Origin of the sequence: Methanobacterium alcaliphilum, from assembly GCF_023227715.1 — an archaeon.
Lineage (GTDB): Archaea > Methanobacteriota > Methanobacteria > Methanobacteriales > Methanobacteriaceae > Methanobacterium_E > Methanobacterium_E alcaliphilum.
Window position 1 is genome coordinate 1 of record NZ_JALKIF010000018.1, and the last position, 15,766, is coordinate 15,766.

Below are 15,766 nucleotides of genomic sequence, written 5' to 3' on the forward strand. Positions count from 1 at the left end.
ATACACGGAACAATCAACTACCTACGACGCAAAATGCAAAACTGGACACAAAAACACGGGAAAAATATCAACCCCCAATAACTTTACAACCCCATTATTATTAAATTAATAAAAAGGTTACTTGTTTACTCTTATAAATCTTTCTACTTGAGTCAGAAAGAAAGTTTAATAATATATATAGAACTAAATTGAGGTTCGTATACTAACTAAGGTGTTAATGCACTTCCTCCCGAGCGAACTTTTTTTAAATGCATTATTATGCAAAGGCTCAGAGGTAAGGTATACGTGAATTAATTGTTAGGAGGGAAAAAATGGCGAAGTTTGATGATAAGATCGACTTGTACGACGATAGGGGTAACCTCGTCGAAGAACAAGTACCGCTAGAAGCTCTAAGTCCTCTACGGAACCCAGCTATAAAAAGTATTGTTAAGGGTGTCAAAAGGACTATAGCAGTGAACTTAGAAGGTATTGAAAACGCCTTGAAGGCCGCTAAAGTTGGTGGACCTGCATGTAAAATATTAGGACGAGAAATGGATCTCGACATAGTAGGTAATGCAGACTCCATTGCTGCAGCAGCTAAAGAAATGATACAGGTCACAGAAGACGATGACACTGTAGTAGAATTACTCTCTGGTGGTAAAAGAGTTTTAGTACAAATACCAACAGCTCGATTAGACGCTGCTGCTGAATACTCTGCAACCCCGTTAGTAACTGCTAATGCGTTTGTTCAGGCTATTATTAACGAGTTTGACGTCAGTATGTACGATGCAAACATGGTTAAAGCAGCCGTACTCGGTAGATACCCACAATCTGTAGAGTATATGGGAGCTAACATTGCTACCATGTTGGACATACCTCAAAAATTAGAAGGCCCTGGTTATTCCTTAAGAAACATTATGGTGAACCACGTGGTTGCTGCCACTTTGAAAAACACCATGCAGTCTGCTGCTCTATCAAGTATTTTAGAACAAGCAGCTATGTTTGAAATGGGTGACGCAGTAGGAGCATTCGAAAGAATGCACTTATTAGGACTTGCTTACCAAGGTATGAATGCTGACAACTTAGTATTTGATTTGGTTAAAGAAAACGGTGCAGAAGGTACTGTTGGATCCGTTATTGCTGATGTTGTTGAAAGAGCAGCAGCTGACGGTGTCGTAGGAGTCGAAAAAGATCTAAATGGATTTAATGTTTACGGAACCGACGACTTAGCTAAATGGAACGCTTATGCTGCAGCTGGTGTAATGGCTGCCACTATGGTAAACCAAGGTGCTGCCCGTGCTGCTCAAGGTGTATCATCCACTCTATTATACTACAACGATTTAATTGAATTCGAAACTGGATTACCAAGCGTAGACTTCGGTAGAACTGAAGGTGTAGCTGTAGGATTCTCTTTCTTCAGTCACTCTATCTACGGTGGTGGAGGTCCTGGTATCTTCAACGGAAACCACATCGTGACCCGACACAGTAAAGGATTTGCTATACCATGCGTAGCCGCTGCAATGTCATTAGACGCAGGTACCCAGATGTTCTCCCCTGAAGCAACTTCTGGCCTAATTAAAGAAGTGTTCAGCCAAGTGGACGCATTTAGAGAGCCACTAAAATATGTCAATGAGGCAGCTGCCGACATAAAAGGCGACATTTAAGTAATCTCATGATTTTTTGGGGGCACAATTACAAATGGACATAGAAATATTCCCACACAGACTTCTTGGAGCAGATACAACAGAAAAATTATTAAATAACCTGGAAAATATTGATTCTATCAAAAGAATGGTTATTCACGGACAAAGACTCCCTCCAGCAAGTGCCAAACATCCTGACAGAAGATTCATTGATGTGCAAGGTCAAGAAATTGAATTACAAGTGAAAACTGGTCGTATTCTTCTTGAAATTGAAAATGAATCTGTTATAGGTGAAGTAAGAAGGGTTTGTGAAGATATACTGCCTTTTGGATTCAATGTACATATTGGCACTTTCATTAGATATCAGAAGACTGTGACTGATGAAATCAAATATGGGAAAGATCTAGATAATATACCTGCTGAAATGGTGGGACTAACAGATCAAAATGCCCGGCTTAGTGAAAGAGCAACAGTTATTAAGAAAAATCAGTAAAAGGACTAATTAGATGATTGGCAAATGCACTCATGTTGTAGACTGTCGAGAGACCATGGGAATGGGCGAAGGAGGAGGTATTGCGCAGAGGGGCACTTTCGCGGAATGTGGAAGTGAAGTACTGGCTATAGCCATGTCCCCTGGGAGGCGTCATATTACTAAACCCGTTTGTGAAATCACCTTTGCTCTAAGGGAAGCAAATATAATGACCAGTACTCTGGTATTAAATGCCGGAGCGGGAGTCCCTAGGGACGCTCCAAGTGCTGGTGCAGGAAGTCTTTTTGGCCTCACTCCTAAGGAGATTGAGCAAATGAAAAGACACAAGGTCCTAGTGGTTCATTTAGGTGGAGTGAAACATCATATCACTTATAAAGCCCGATTGATACTGCGTAATGTGGATCGTCCCTGTGTTATTATTTGTGAATATCCTGTGGACTTTGAGGATTTAGCAAAGATTGGTGTTAAAACTAGATTAGTAATGCCTGAAAATCCCAAGACTAAAGGTCGTGTCGTTGACATTGTCAATGGCGTTATACGTGGAGAAACTTGTCCCCAAGAGAAGTTAGATGAGATTATTCGAAAAGTTAAGTTTGCATTAGGAGGTGCATGATATGGCACAATATTATCCTGGAACAAGTAAGGTTGCACAAAACAGAAGAAATTTCTGTAACCCGGATTATGAATTAGAAAAGATGAGAGAACTCTCAGACGAAGATGTTGTAAAGATATTGGGTCACAGAGCTCCTGGTGAGGAATACCCTAGCGTACACCCTCCACTAGAAGAAATGGACGAACCAGAAGACGCAATCCGTGAAATGGTAGAACCAATTGACGGTGCAAAAGCTGGTGACAGAACCAGATATATCCAGTTCGCTGACTCTATGTACTTTGCCCCAGCCCAACCATACCTCAGATCAAGAGCATATTTATGCCGATACAGAGGAGCTGACGCAGGTACCCTTTCTGGACGACAAATTATTGAAATCAGAGAAAGAGACCTGGAAAAAATATCCAAAGAGTTAATTGAAACTGAATTCTTCGACCCAGCAAGAACGGGAATAAGAGGAGCTTCAGTACACGGACACTCTTTAAGACTTGACGAAGACGGTATGATGTTTGACATGCTAAGAAGACAAGTCTTTAATAAAGAAACCGGAAAAGTAGAAATGGTCAGAGACCAAATCGGTGTCGATCTCGACGAACCTGTTGAAATCGGTGAACCACTGGACGAAGAGACCTTAATGAACAAAACTACTATTTACCGGGTAGATGGTGAAGCATACAAGGACGATGCTGACGCTGTAGAAATTTTACATAGAATACACGTCTTAAGATCCCAAGGTGGATACAGTCCGGAATAATTAAGGGGAGGTAATGATTATGGCTGATAAGAAGTTCATGGAAGCTTTAAAAACAAAGTTTGAAGAATCCCCAGATGAAAAGAAAACTCACTTTTACGACCATGGTGGTTGGAAACAATCTGAACGTAAGACTGAGTTCCAAGCAGCAGGTAAAGAAGTAGCCGCTAAAAGGGGAATTCCTCAGTACAACAACGATGTAGGTTCTCCATTAGGTCAACGGGTCTTAATGCCTTACCAAGTGTCCACTACTGACACTTATGTTGAAGGTGACGACCTGCACTTTGTAAACAACGCTGCTATGCAGCAAATGGCCGATGATATTAAGAGAACTGTAATCGTAGGTTTAAACACAGCGCACACTGTTATCGAAAAAAGATTAGGTAAAGAGGTTAGCCCAGAAACTATAACCCATTACTTAGAAACTGTAAACCACTCTATGCCTGGTGCTGCTGTTATACAAGAGCACATGGTGGAAACTCACCCTTCACTTGTGGCTGATAGTTACGTAAAAGTCTTCACTGGTAATGATGAGATAGCCTCTGAAATCGACCAAGCTTATGTCATTGACATTAACAAAATGTTTGATGATGAACAAGCTGAAGTATTAAAAGCTGAAGTTGGAGATGGGATCTGGCAAGTTGTACGGATTCCAACCATCGTTTCAAGAACTTGTGATGGTGCTACTACTTCGCGATGGTCTGCTATGCAAGTCGGTATGTCCATGATTTCTGCTTACAAACAGTGTGCCGGAGAAGCCGCTACTGGTGACTTCGCTTACGCTGCAAAACACGCAGAAGTTATTCACATGGGTACTTACTTACCAGTTAGGAGAGCAAGAGGAGAAAATGAACCTGGTGGAATTCCATTCGGTTATTTAGCTGATATTTGTCAGTCTTCAAGAGTAAATACTGACGACCCAGTCCGAGTCACTTTAGATGTAGTGGCTACTGGAGCTATGTTATACGATCAAATTTGGTTAGGTTCTTACATGTCTGGTGGTGTAGGATTTACGCAATATGCTACTGCAGCTTACACTGATAATATTCTCGATGACTTTACTTACTATGGTAAAGAATATGTAGAAGACAAATTTGGTGGATTATGTGAAGCACCTAACACTATGGAAACCGTACTGGATGTAGCATCAGAAGTAACATTCTATGGTTTAGAACAGTACGAAGAATACCCAGCGCTACTAGAAACCCAATTTGGTGGATCTCAACGTGCTGCTGTTGTTGCTGCAGCATCTGGATGTTCTACTGCATTTGCAACTGGAAACGCTCAAACCGGTTTAAGCGGTTGGTATTTATCCATGTACTTGCACAAAGAACAACACTCTCGACTTGGATTCTATGGTTACGACTTGCAAGATCAGTGTGGTGCATCTAATGTATTCTCTATCCGGAATGACGAAGGATTACCTCTTGAATTGAGAGGACCTAACTATCCTAACTACGCTATGAACGTAGGTCACCAAGGTGAATACGCAGGTATTTCCCAAGCTCCACACGCTGCTAGAAAAGACGCATTTGTATTTAACCCACTAATTAAAATCGCATTTGCAGATGATAACCTAGCATTTGATTTCAGTAATGTGCGAGCAGAATTTGCTAAAGGTGCATTAAGAGAATTCGAACCAGCTGGAGAAAGAGCAATCATTTCCCCAGCTAAATAGGTGTAACGCAAACACCTATTACATTTTTTTATTTAAACACATGGAGGAACAAATATGGACCCTATGATAACAGGATTAGGTGTTGTTGCTCTCATGGGGGCCGCTGCAACTATTGCCGGAGCTGCTGAGGACTTAGAGTCTGACGTAGGTTCAATGAGTAACCCTAACTCACAAGTTCAGCTAGCCCCTCAAATGGGACACTTACACCGAATGGTTAACAAGGCCGTTTCTGGAGAACCAGTCGCAAATGGTACCTGGTGTGGTATCGCTGGTTCCGTTGCATTTGTACTTATGGCATTAAACTTACCTGTAATAATGGCCATTGCAGTCGGTGCATTCATCGCTGCTTTAGTGCACACTACTTACACAGCAACATCTCACATGGGAAGGATTGTAAGCCAATCTCAATTTAACCAACCGCTGTTCATGGATGTTGTTGTTCAACACTTAGGACCAATTGCTGGTCACGGATTTATTGTAACATTTTGTATAGTAGGATTATCCTATCTCATGACTTTACCAATCCAAGGGCTCGGACACCCATTCCCTCTGCCATTACTGGCTGTACTATGGGGTATAACTATCGGAGCTATTGGTTCATCAACTGGTGACGTTCACTACGGTGCTGAAAGAGAGTACCAACAGTACCCATTTGGAGGAGGTATTCCTGTGGCTATTCACGGGGACATTACCACTAAAGCTGAATTAGGTGCTAGAAATTCTATGGACGTTGTTAATTTCTGTGCTAAATACGGAGGACCTTTAACTGGTTTTGCATTCGGAGCTGTTGTATTCTTTAGTTTCTGGATTACTATCGTATTTGGATTAACCGGTGGGGTCATCGCTGGTATAATAATCGTTCTATTATTAATCATCATGAACAATAGAATTGAAATGTTCGCCAGAAATAATTATGGACCATACAAGGAATGATTAAGGAGGATAAAAGATGGATCCATTAACATTAATTGGAGCTGTAACTGTAGGCGGAATCCTCATAGGTGGAGGTGTACACTTCGTACCTGTGGGTGGAGCTCCTGCAGCTATAGCCACAGCAACAGGTGTAGGTACTGGTACCGCAATGTTAGCTGCTGGTGCTGGTTTAACAGGACTAATCGCAGCTGCTGCAATGACTGGTCAATCCCCATTATTAATAATGGCGGCCGGTGCAGTAGGTTCTATGCTGATGATTGGTATAACTATGCTAGTAGGTAATTTAATTTACGTATTTGGTGTAGGAACTGTACCTGCTTCTGCAAAGGTAACCACAGACCCAATAACCAGATTAGATCAAGAAAAATTCGTAACTCCCGGTACTGAAGGGCACGGAGTTCCAACCGTTTGCTATGTGAGCGGTATCATTGGAGGTGCTCTTGGTGGAATGGGTGGAGGATTAATCTACTGGGCTTTAAACACTGCGTTATCTGCAACTAATTTATCTTATGGTGCAATAGGTGCAGCAGGTATTGCCGCAATCTTTGCAGTAGGTATCTTTTTCATCAATGCAGTAATTGCTTCCTATAACATTGGAGGAACTATTGAAGGTTTCCACGACCCTAAATTCAAAAGAATTGGTAGGGGAGTTTTAGCTTGTTTAATAGCTTCCATTGTGATGGGTGCTTTATCAATACTTCTAATTCAAGGAGGTGTCTTCTAATGTCAGTAGCAGGAGGAGGACCCGCAGGTGCAGCAATTTCACCAACCAAAACCTTAGCTTTAGGCGTTTTAGGTGGACTTATAGGAATATATGCTACTCCAATAAACCCGGTAATTGGACCACTACTCGCATCACTAGGTGCAGTATGTGCTATTATTTGGGGTGCTGACGCTATTCGAAGAGTAGCCAGTTACGGTTTAGGTACTGGTGTACCTTCCATTGGATACATGTCATTAGCTATCGGTATCATTGGTGCTGTCGGTGGACTTGCCGGAGCTTTAATCCCTGGTGTGCCTGTTATAGTTGGCCCAGTATTAGGTTTAGTACTGGCTATGATTTTAGGACTTATAGTGGCTTTGCTGGGTAAAAAAATAATTAAAATGAAAATACCAGTCTTAGAAAGATGTACTGCTGAATTATCTGGTGCTGCTGCACTGTCTGTTTTAGGATTTTCAGCAGCAATTGCTGGAACTTATTCCATGCAAGCAATACTAACTACAGTAATTGCCACAGGATACATAGGACTTTTATTTATCATGAACACTATGGCCATTCAACACCCATTCAACGCATGTCTGGGACCAAATGAAAACCAGGTCAGAACCTTAAAACTAGCTGCTTCAACTGGATTTTTAGCTATGGCTATTGTAGGATTACTTGGAATAGGAATGTCTGCTACTTGGTGGGTAGTATCTTTAATTGGTGCTCTTGCTTGGTTCATTGCTATTCGAGCTTACATCAGTGCATCCTTTGAAGAAGCTGCTTCAGTTAAATGGGCTGGTTTATGGCCTAAGGAAGAAGAGCACTAGGAGGAATCAAAATGGAAATGTTACCTTTAGTAAAAATAGTTCCAGAATCTAATTTGACTCTAGATCCCTCCACTGGTATGATAGGAGCTGCTCTTGGTAGAGAGGTCTTAATTCTATCAATGGATGATATAAATGCAGAAATAGCTACATTAGAAGCTACAGCAGATGATTTAATGAACTCACTTGATCCAACTACGGTATCAGAAGGTTCTTTCTCAGGTAGGGAAGGAGTATACCTCACTGCCGGTAAACTCACCAACATGGTGTACGGATTCATATTGGGTCTAATTCTGCTAATTGCTATACTGCTATAGGAGGTGTTATAAGTGGCTGATAAAAAATCACCTGCAGAAGGATGGCCGGTAGTAAACGGGGATTATGTAGTTGGTGATCCAGAAAGTCCTGTAGCTGCTACTACTCTCGCTTCTCACAATGAAGATGTAGCTGTAGATGCTGGGGCTGCTATTGCTGGACCATGCAAAACCGAAAACCTCGGAATAGAAAAGATGCTGGCTAATATTATTTCAAACCCTAATATCAGATTCTTAATATTATGTGGATCTGAGGTACAGGGACATATTACTGGTCAAAGTATCGAAGCTTTACACCAAAATGGTGTAGACCCAGAAAAAAGAAGTATTGTAGGCGCTACAGGGGCTATTCCCTACGTCGAAAACATACCTGATGAAGGTATTGAAAGATTCCAGCAACAACTGGAAATTATCAACCTCATTGATGTTGAAGACGCTGCAGCTATACAATCAAAAGTAAAAGAGTGTATTGAGAAAGATCCTGGAGCATTCGAAGAAGAAGCTATGGTTATTCAAGTAGAAGAAGGTGGAGAAGAAGATGAAGGCGAAGAAGTTAAGCCTGTAGCACCTGAAACTGCTCTAATCGAAGCTCGAATGAGAAACATCCAGACTCAAGTAAAAATGATTGGTGCCAACAACCGAATGTTTGCCGGTATGTATTCTGGTAAAGTTCAAGGTATTATGATTGGATTGGCTTTCATTTTGACTTTGGGAATACTACTCTTAATCTAGGCGGGAGGTTTCTTAATGAGTATTATACTATCAAATAAACCAAACGTACGAGGCATCAAAAAAGTCGTAGAAGATATAAAATACCGAAATCAATTGATTGGTAGAGACGGCAGATTATTTGCTGGTTTGATATCCACTAGAATTACTGGAATAGGCATGGGTTTTATCTTTGCTCTCCTATTAGTGGGAATACCAGTCTTATGGAAACTAATGGTGGGGTGAGTTAAATGTCTGAAGAAGAAAAAACTACAATACCCCGAGTACTTGTCTCTGCTGATGAATTCAACAAGGCTAATGAAAAATTAGACGAAATTGAAGAAAAAGTAGAATTTACTGCTGGTGAATACTCACAAAGACTTGGCCAGCAAGTAGGTAGAGATATTGGTATTTTATATGGTATAATAATAGGACTCATAATCCTATTTATGGTATACAGAGTCTTCACTATAGGGGCATTAATGTCCTTATTAGGAGTAAGATAGGATTTGGAGGTTTATGTATGTTTAGGTTTGATAAAGAACAAGTGGTAATTGATGTTGCCGGTGTAAAGGTTGGAGGACAACCTGGTGAATACCCAACCGTTCTAGCCGGAACTATATTTTACGGCGGACACAACATTATTAGCGATGAAAAAGCTGGTGTATTTGATAAAGATGCAGCAGAAGAAAGAATAAAAACTATGGAAGAAATGACTGATGTCACAGGAAACCCATGTATTGTACAGACTTTCGGTGCAACCCCTGAAGCTATTGTTAAATACCTGGAATTCGTTGGCGATGTTACTGACGCTCCGTTCATGATTGATTCTACTTCAGCTGAAGCTAAAATGGAAGGAGCAAAATATGCTCACGAAGCTGGATTATCTGAAAGAGCAATCTATAACTCTATCAACATGTCTTCTGAACAAGAGGAATTAGATGCTGTTACAAATACCGACATTTCTGCTTCAATTGTTCTAGGTTTCAACCCAATGGAACCTGGTGTTGAAGGTAAAATCAACATCTGGGAAAATGGTGGAAGCGTACTGGACAAAGGATTACTGGAAATGTCTGAAGCTTGTGGAATCACCAAACCTTTCATGGACGTAGCTATTACTCCATTAGGTCAAGGTGCTGGACCTGCATGTAGGACTTCCTTTGCTGTTAAAAGTAAATGGGGATTCCCTGTAGGTAGTGGTATTCACAATGTACCATCCGCTTGGGACTGGTTAAGAGGATACAAAAAAGAACACAAAGAAGCATGGCCTGTTTGTGACATAGGTTCCAACCTGGTCCAACAAATGGCCGGTGGTGACTTCGTATTATTTGGTCCTATCGAAAACGCTCGAATGGCATTCCCTGCCTGTGCTATGGCTGATATATTCATAGCTGAAGCAGCTAAAGATATTGGAACCGAAGCAGTCGAAAGCCACCCAATGTTTAAATTGATCTAAGGCGATTTTCGCCTACCTTTTTTTATTTTTTCAGGATATTAATTTTTAGTACTATATTTTTAAATAATATTGTAATGCATATTATTGATATGATATTTTGCACGATGTTTTATTAATTAAAGCATTTTCGATATTTTTCCCATAAACTATATATGTAGGAAGAAGGAAACATTTTTCCGGTGAAATGATGTTATGGTTGATCCTTTTAATTATCCTTATAATTTCAATTATTATTGTAATAAAATCTGCAGATGTATTTGTAGAAAATTTGGTTGACATCGGATCTTCTTTTGGAATATCGGAGGTCGTTTTGGGTGTGACTGCTGCGGCAATGGGAACTTCTCTGCCGGAATTTGGTTCTGCAATGATCGCTATACTTAGTGGAAGTCCGGATGTAGGTGTGGGGTGTGCTATTGGAGCTAATATATGGAATATCGGCGGAATTTTAGGTATTTCTGCACTGGTAGCTGGAACTATACCCACGAATAAAATTAGTTTAAAAAGAGACGGAGTAATGGCTCTTTTTACGGGAATAATAATCTTTGGCTTTTTATATTACTATAATGAAGTTAATTTTTTCGCGGCTTTAGTGTTGATAGCAGCTTATTTAGTATATTTAATCTATTTGATTCGAAGCCAGAAAAAAAATATTAATAAAGATATTATCCTGGAATCGGAAAATAATTTTCCTGAGCCCACTAAAACTACTAAAAAATTCAATATCCAAAAAAAACTATTATTATTGGTATTAGGATTGTTGGGGTTAGGAATTGGCTGCAGAATCATTGTTTACTGTACGGTAGAACTTTCTATAATATTCACTATTCCAGAAATGTTGGCTGGAATTTTACTTGCCTTTGGTACTACGGCTCCTGAATTTTTCACGGTTTTAACATCTGCCAGGAGAGGACTTAATAATCTGGCCATAGGCACGGTTTTTGGTAGTAATATTTTTAATATATTGATTGGTCTGGGCATTCCTGCTCTAATAGTAACTATACCTGTCGAAAGTATAGCAATAAATTATGATGCTCCTTTCATGATAGTTATAACCGCTGCACTACTGGTTTTACTTCGCAGAGGATTTAAACTTTCCAGAGGAGACGGATTAATATTAATTGCATTTTACGGTTTTTATATAATGTACAGGACATCTATGGTGGTATAATATGTTTAAAAAAATTTTACTCCCGGTAATGGGCGAATATTTAGATGAATTAGTAGAACATACTTTAGAATTGGCACAAGGAAAACAAATAGAAGTAATTGGCCTTTATGTTGTAGAAACATCAGTACCCTTTTTAACTCCTGCAAATGTAAAAAAAATGATGAAAGAAGAACTTTCTCAAAAAGGAGAAGAAATACTTAACAGTTTAGCCGCAAAATTCCACACTCCCAGCACTTATATGATAAATTTTCAAAAAGTAATGCTGGAAGGAAACCCTGCAGATACAATTGTTGAGCTGGCAGCCAAAGAAGAAGTAGATATTATTGTAATGGGTACTGGAAAAAGTATCGTGGATAAACATCTTTTAGGCAGTGTTTCGGAGAAGGTAGTTCATTCTACGCCTTGTTCTATAATGCTGGTAAAAACAGTTAATTGATTTTTTTCATATTAATTTTTTCATTTTTTCGCAACATATATTAAATACTTGTTAGAAACGTGTGTTGGTGATATTTTGATCGATATAATAGTGCTCATAGGGGCTTTAATAGTTTCATTGATTATTGTTATTAAGTCCGCTGATGTATTTGTAGATAATATTGTGGAAATTGGAGGGGCACTAGGAATTTCACAAATTATTTTAGGGGTTACGGCATCTGCAATTGGGACTTCTCTGCCGGAATTTGGTTCTGCAATGATTGCGTCACTATCTGGCAGCGCGGAATTAGGAGTAGGTACTGTAATAGGATCAAATATATGGAATATAGCGGGCATTCTTGGTATTTCGGCTACAGTTGCGGGAGTTATTGGAACTGATTCTAAAGGACTTTCCAGAGATGTTATGGCTGTTTTAGGTACTGGATTCATATTGATTTTTTTCATGTTCTTTGGAGATATAAATCGAACAGCTTCTGTTTTCATGATACTGTTGTATTTAATTTATTTATGGAGATTAATAAAAGCACAAAAAGATTATGCTCAGGAAAAGGAAGATGCAGAAGAGAAAACTGAAGAAACTAAAACTTCAAAATTCAAATCCATCAATAGAAAACAAGCAGGAATGGCTATTCTTGGTCTGGGTGGACTTATTGTGGGATGCAGGATATTGGTTTATAGTGGGACTGAACTTGCAGCCATTGCAGGAATTCCGGAAATGATTATGGGATTATTTACATTAGCTATAGGAACAAGTATTCCCGAACTGGTTGTAACGCTGTCATCTGCTATGAAAGGACTTCATGAACTATCGATTGGTACAGTACTTGGTAGTAACACATTTAATATTTTAATTGGTATTGGTGTGCCTGCTTTATTCATGACTATACCTGTCGATCATCTTTCCCTGGCATTTGATGCCCCAGTAATGATATTTATAACTCTGTTGCTTATAGGGCTCATAAAATTAGGTGGCAACAAATTAAACCGTGTGGGTGGGATCATTCTGCTTGCAACCTATATAACTTATGCAGTATTAAGACTATATGTATTAGCGTGATTAAAATGTATGGGAAGATATTAGTTGCTACCATGGGAGAATACATGGATGAGATCATTGAGCACACTGTAGATTTATTACATGGAAGGGACGCAGAAATAATCTGTATTTATGTTGTAGAGACTTCTGTTCCTTTCCTTACCCCTAAAAAAGTAAAAGAAATGATGATTGATGAACTTACAGAAAAGGGTAAAGAAATCTTAAGAGATATGGAAAAAGAATTAGCAGGGTTAAATAAAGATAATATCACATTCAAAAGTATAATGACTCAAGGGAGTCCTGCTGATGAAATTGTAAAAACCGCTGAAAATGAAAATGTGGATGTCATTGTCATGGGTACCGGTAAAAGTATTGTGGATAAACACTTATTGGGTAGTGTTTCGGAGAAGGTAGTTCACTATGCTCCGTGCACTATTCACCTGGTTAGAACAGCTTAAATTCTTTTATATTTCTCCAGTGCACTAATTTTTTATTTTTATTTTACTATCTTTTTTAAAGAATCATTTCATAAAATTTATATCCTATTTAAATAGACTATTTTTAAAATGAGTCTATAATTTTAATACTCGTTTATTTAATAAATCGAACCTATCCTATCTTGGGGGTAATTTCTTGTCTTTCTTGAAAAAATTGTTTGGTCCAAAACCTGTAATCGCTAAAAGTAAATATATCACAATAGAAGATGCAAAAACAACGCCATTCACTAAAAAAACGGTGGGGTCTGGATATTCCATGCGTCCGGATGTTTATTATGTTGTAGCATCGGTGGAGCTGGGAAACACTACTACCAAATGTATTCTCACTGCAACCAATCTCAATACCAGTAGAAGTTATTTGCTGGATAAAACCGTGAAAATGACCAGGGATATACGTGCACCTAAAGATGGAGAAGAAGTTTTTGGATCAACTGTATGGGGTGTAGAACTAACTAAAGAATCTGTTTCTGAAATGGTAAAAAATACTATTTTAGAATCAGTAAAAAGAGCTAAAGTAGATATTGAAAAAGATCTGGATTTTGTTGTAAGATCCACAGGTGTGACTGCAGGATTCGCGTCCCCTGAAGAAGTTGGAAAACTCATTATAGCTTTAGCAAACGGATGTTTGGATGCAGGTATTCCGCCTCGTAAAATGGCCCCAGCGATGTCGATAGATAATTTCCCAAAGCGATTGAAAGAATTCACTCTCATAGATAAAGTTATTTTTGACGGTGCGGTAGTTAGTGTTGTCCCCCCAACTGGGAAAGAAGTAGTTGCTAATGAAATGGAAGGCGAATTAGTTACTGCTGGTATTAAACTTGGTTCAAAGTGGACGAATGTTGATTTTAGAAATCCTTGTGTATCTATTGATTTTGGGACAACTCTCGCTGGGAGAATAGTAAATAATAATGAACCATATGCTCGAACTATTGGAAACTTTTGCGGTCTTGCAGGTGCTGTGTCCGATGCGTTAATTAGAGGGACTGAAAAAGTAGATAAACGTGGTGGGGCAGCATTGGATTTGTATAGTAAAGATATTCTTAAAAAAGCAGACTGGAAAAAAGCACTTTCTAATGCGGAGAAAGTACATAATCTAATTGATATTAGAAAAGTCCCTGAAGATAGAGAAAGGTTTGGAACAGTGCCAGTTGATCCTCATGCAGCATATGATGCGGGAACCACATTGATAGGTTGTGATGTAGGGGAAAATGGAGATAAACTGGATGATTTAACATCATTGGGGCATGAACTGTACGAAAACTATGGTATGCCTACTATGTTTGCAACTTTGGACCATGTAAGTGCCTTGATGGTAAAAAGATTAGTGGATGAGGCTTTTGACGAGAATGTGGTAGAAGAAGGTTCGGCATTAGGAATCACCGGGCGAGCAGGCATAACTGGTAAAAAACCAGAATTTATTCTGGATTACACAAAAGATAGATTTAAAGATATTATATTTGTCTCAGATGCACTGGCTATGGGTGCTGCAATAATGGCCAGATGTATGAACTCTATTGGGACGCCTCATGTTCCAATTGGGGGGCGCCAGGGCGGCCCCTGTATATTGGGGCACAGAAAAAAGTTACAACAGAAAAAAGAGGATAAATGGATAGATTAATCTCAATTATTTTTCAGATTGCCTGATGGTGTATATATGGTAACTGCACTGGTTATGGCTGGGGGAAAAGGATCCCGGATGGATTTGTCTGTTGAAAAACCCTTAATCAAACTCTCAAAAAGACCCATGATCGACTGGGTTCTCGGGAATCTTGAGAATTCGACAAAAGTTGATGAAATCTTTGTAATTACCAGCCCCCATACACATCGCACTGAAGCATATCTCCAAAAAAAGGGATATGGTGTTATAAAGACAAAAGGCATTGGATATTTAGAGGACTTACAATATTTACTTTCTCTATTTGAGGGTGAAAATCCTAATAAAGTACTTTTAACTATAACTTCAGATTTGCCAATGGTTACGGGAGAGATTATTGATTATGTTATCACAAAATATGAAAAATCAGATAAACCTGCTATGTGCGTTGCAGTTCCAGTTAAAATTTTTGAAAAATATGGCATAGAACCCTCTGTGGTATGGAGGGGCATAGTACCATCGGGAGTAAATATATTAAGGAGTATAAACAAGATACAAGATGAGGAAGTTCTCGAAGTTCCTAAAATGGAACTTGCCTTAAATATTAATACTTGTAATGATATAAAAGTCTTTAAAAGGTTTTTTGGTGATATGATGGAAGAAAGGAAACTCATAAAAGGGGAAGAAAAATTCTGGAGTGAAATTAAAGGATACCAGGTAGCTACTAGTAGTGCAAGAATTCTAGGGGAATTAGAAGAGCTCATAATCAACGATAAAACCGGAAAAATCACTGATGTGGTAATAAAAGTTGAAAAAGGCAGAAATGTCAATGTTAAAGGAGCTAAGAAAAAGGGAGATTTTCTTCTAGTTCCATTTGGAAAAGTAGAAAAAGTAGGGGAATTTATAATAATTGCTGAATAAATTCCATCAACTTTCTCCTTAAC

19 protein-coding genes and 1 pseudogene are annotated in these 15,766 nt (G+C 39.0%); all 20 read left to right on the forward strand.

The window, feature by feature from the left end; all coding sequences use genetic code 11:
- The first annotated feature begins 311 nt into the window (after window positions 1-311).
- Window positions 312-1,643 (forward strand): coenzyme-B sulfoethylthiotransferase subunit beta, encoded by a 1,332-nt coding sequence (mcrB, locus tag MXE27_RS11100; protein WP_248612513.1) that lies wholly within the window; start codon window positions 312-314, stop codon window positions 1,641-1,643.
- Window positions 1,644-1,677: 34 nt separating this feature from the next.
- Window positions 1,678-2,115, forward strand: a complete 438-nt coding sequence (gene mcrD, locus MXE27_RS11105; protein ID WP_248612514.1) for a methyl-coenzyme M reductase operon protein D — start codon at window positions 1,678-1,680, stop codon at window positions 2,113-2,115.
- A gap of 13 nt (window positions 2,116-2,128) precedes the next feature.
- Window positions 2,129-2,725, forward strand: a complete 597-nt coding sequence (gene mcrC / locus MXE27_RS11110) for a methyl-coenzyme M reductase I operon protein C (protein WP_248612515.1) — start codon at window positions 2,129-2,131, stop codon at window positions 2,723-2,725.
- Between the two features lies 1 nt (window position 2,726).
- The gene (gene mcrG / locus MXE27_RS11115) at window positions 2,727-3,476 is read left to right on the forward strand and encodes a coenzyme-B sulfoethylthiotransferase subunit gamma (protein ID WP_248612547.1); all 750 of its coding nucleotides are present in this window, start codon (window positions 2,727-2,729) and stop codon (window positions 3,474-3,476) included.
- A gap of 19 nt (window positions 3,477-3,495) precedes the next feature.
- Window positions 3,496-5,151 (forward strand): coenzyme-B sulfoethylthiotransferase subunit alpha, encoded by a 1,656-nt coding sequence (gene mcrA / locus MXE27_RS11120; RefSeq protein ID WP_248612516.1) that lies wholly within the window; start codon window positions 3,496-3,498, stop codon window positions 5,149-5,151.
- Window positions 5,152-5,205: 54 nt separating this feature from the next.
- A complete protein-coding gene (mtrE, locus tag MXE27_RS11125; protein ID WP_248612517.1) occupies window positions 5,206-6,084 on the forward strand; it encodes a tetrahydromethanopterin S-methyltransferase subunit E in 879 nt (292 codons plus the stop codon).
- Between the two features lie 16 nt (window positions 6,085-6,100).
- Complete coding sequence (gene mtrD, locus MXE27_RS11130; RefSeq protein WP_248612518.1) at window positions 6,101-6,808, forward strand: tetrahydromethanopterin S-methyltransferase subunit D; 708 nt, start codon at window positions 6,101-6,103, stop codon at window positions 6,806-6,808.
- On the forward strand, window positions 6,808-7,617 hold the full coding sequence (gene mtrC, locus MXE27_RS11135; protein WP_248612519.1) for a tetrahydromethanopterin S-methyltransferase subunit MtrC: 810 nt from the start codon (window positions 6,808-6,810) through the stop codon (window positions 7,615-7,617). Before mtrD ends, mtrC begins: the two co-directional genes overlap by 1 nt.
- 11 nt (window positions 7,618-7,628) lie before the next feature.
- Window positions 7,629-7,931 carry a tetrahydromethanopterin S-methyltransferase subunit MtrB gene (mtrB, locus tag MXE27_RS11140; protein WP_248612520.1) on the forward strand — a complete coding sequence of 101 codons (303 nt, stop codon included), beginning with the start codon at window positions 7,629-7,631 and terminating at the stop codon, window positions 7,929-7,931.
- Between the two features lie 12 nt (window positions 7,932-7,943).
- Window positions 7,944-8,660, forward strand: a complete 717-nt coding sequence (gene mtrA / locus MXE27_RS11145; RefSeq protein ID WP_248612521.1) for a tetrahydromethanopterin S-methyltransferase subunit A — start codon at window positions 7,944-7,946, stop codon at window positions 8,658-8,660.
- Window positions 8,661-8,675: 15 nt separating this feature from the next.
- Window positions 8,676-8,882, forward strand: a complete 207-nt coding sequence (gene mtrF, locus MXE27_RS11150) for a tetrahydromethanopterin S-methyltransferase subunit F (protein ID WP_248612522.1) — start codon at window positions 8,676-8,678, stop codon at window positions 8,880-8,882.
- A 5-nt stretch (window positions 8,883-8,887) separates the two neighbouring features.
- Window positions 8,888-9,142, forward strand: coding sequence for a tetrahydromethanopterin S-methyltransferase subunit MtrG (gene mtrG / locus MXE27_RS11155; protein WP_248612523.1), 255 nt, complete (start codon window positions 8,888-8,890; stop codon window positions 9,140-9,142).
- 17 nt (window positions 9,143-9,159) lie between these two features.
- Window positions 9,160-10,092 carry a tetrahydromethanopterin S-methyltransferase subunit H gene (gene mtrH / locus MXE27_RS11160; protein ID WP_248612524.1) on the forward strand — a complete coding sequence of 311 codons (933 nt, stop codon included), beginning with the start codon at window positions 9,160-9,162 and terminating at the stop codon, window positions 10,090-10,092.
- A gap of 187 nt (window positions 10,093-10,279) precedes the next feature.
- The gene (locus tag MXE27_RS11165) at window positions 10,280-11,260 is read left to right on the forward strand and encodes a calcium/sodium antiporter (protein WP_248612525.1); all 981 of its coding nucleotides are present in this window, start codon (window positions 10,280-10,282) and stop codon (window positions 11,258-11,260) included.
- Window position 11,261: 1 nt separating this feature from the next.
- Window positions 11,262-11,696, forward strand: a complete 435-nt coding sequence (locus MXE27_RS11170; RefSeq protein WP_248612526.1) for a universal stress protein — start codon at window positions 11,262-11,264, stop codon at window positions 11,694-11,696.
- Window positions 11,697-11,771: 75 nt separating this feature from the next.
- Window positions 11,772-12,752 (forward strand): calcium/sodium antiporter, encoded by a 981-nt coding sequence (locus MXE27_RS11175; protein WP_248612527.1) that lies wholly within the window; start codon window positions 11,772-11,774, stop codon window positions 12,750-12,752.
- Window positions 12,753-12,757: 5 nt separating this feature from the next.
- A complete protein-coding gene (locus tag MXE27_RS11180; protein ID WP_248612528.1) occupies window positions 12,758-13,189 on the forward strand; it encodes a universal stress protein in 432 nt (143 codons plus the stop codon).
- 175 nt (window positions 13,190-13,364) lie between these two features.
- Window positions 13,365-14,846 carry a methanogenesis marker 14 protein gene (locus MXE27_RS11185; RefSeq protein WP_248612529.1) on the forward strand — a complete coding sequence of 494 codons (1,482 nt, stop codon included), beginning with the start codon at window positions 13,365-13,367 and terminating at the stop codon, window positions 14,844-14,846.
- A 36-nt stretch (window positions 14,847-14,882) separates the two neighbouring features.
- Window positions 14,883-15,449, forward strand: a pseudogene (locus MXE27_RS11190) (NTP transferase domain-containing protein); the annotation flags it as partial.
- A 27-nt stretch (window positions 15,450-15,476) separates the two neighbouring features.
- On the forward strand, window positions 15,477-15,743 hold the full coding sequence (locus MXE27_RS11195; RefSeq protein ID WP_248612548.1) for a PRC-barrel domain-containing protein: 267 nt from the start codon (window positions 15,477-15,479) through the stop codon (window positions 15,741-15,743).
- Window positions 15,744-15,766 lie beyond the last annotated feature (23 nt).

Bases quoted from the DNA above. Each gene is read 5' to 3' on its own strand.
- mtrD (WP_248612518.1), top strand. From the start codon at position 6,101: ATGGATCCATTAACATTAATTGGAGCTGTAACTGTAGGCGGAATCCTC.
- mcrD (WP_248612514.1), top strand. From the start codon at position 1,678: ATGGACATAGAAATATTCCCACACAGACTTCTTGGAGCAGATACAACA.
- mtrH (WP_248612524.1), top strand. From the start codon at position 9,160: ATGTTTAGGTTTGATAAAGAACAAGTGGTAATTGATGTTGCCGGTGTA.
- MXE27_RS11170 (WP_248612526.1), top strand. From the start codon at position 11,262: ATGTTTAAAAAAATTTTACTCCCGGTAATGGGCGAATATTTAGATGAA.
- mtrG (WP_248612523.1), top strand. From the start codon at position 8,888: ATGTCTGAAGAAGAAAAAACTACAATACCCCGAGTACTTGTCTCTGCT.
- mcrC (WP_248612515.1), top strand. From the start codon at position 2,129: ATGATTGGCAAATGCACTCATGTTGTAGACTGTCGAGAGACCATGGGA.
- MXE27_RS11180 (WP_248612528.1), top strand. From the start codon at position 12,758: ATGTATGGGAAGATATTAGTTGCTACCATGGGAGAATACATGGATGAG.
- mtrF (WP_248612522.1), top strand. From the start codon at position 8,676: ATGAGTATTATACTATCAAATAAACCAAACGTACGAGGCATCAAAAAA.
- mtrE (WP_248612517.1), top strand. From the start codon at position 5,206: ATGGACCCTATGATAACAGGATTAGGTGTTGTTGCTCTCATGGGGGCC.
- mcrA (WP_248612516.1), top strand. From the start codon at position 3,496: ATGGCTGATAAGAAGTTCATGGAAGCTTTAAAAACAAAGTTTGAAGAA.
- MXE27_RS11165 (WP_248612525.1), top strand. From the start codon at position 10,280: ATGTTATGGTTGATCCTTTTAATTATCCTTATAATTTCAATTATTATT.
- mcrB (WP_248612513.1), top strand. From the start codon at position 312: ATGGCGAAGTTTGATGATAAGATCGACTTGTACGACGATAGGGGTAAC.
- MXE27_RS11195 (WP_248612548.1), top strand. From the start codon at position 15,477: ATGGAAGAAAGGAAACTCATAAAAGGGGAAGAAAAATTCTGGAGTGAA.
- mcrG (WP_248612547.1), top strand. From the start codon at position 2,727: ATGGCACAATATTATCCTGGAACAAGTAAGGTTGCACAAAACAGAAGA.
- mtrC (WP_248612519.1), top strand. From the start codon at position 6,808: ATGTCAGTAGCAGGAGGAGGACCCGCAGGTGCAGCAATTTCACCAACC.
- mtrB (WP_248612520.1), top strand. From the start codon at position 7,629: ATGGAAATGTTACCTTTAGTAAAAATAGTTCCAGAATCTAATTTGACT.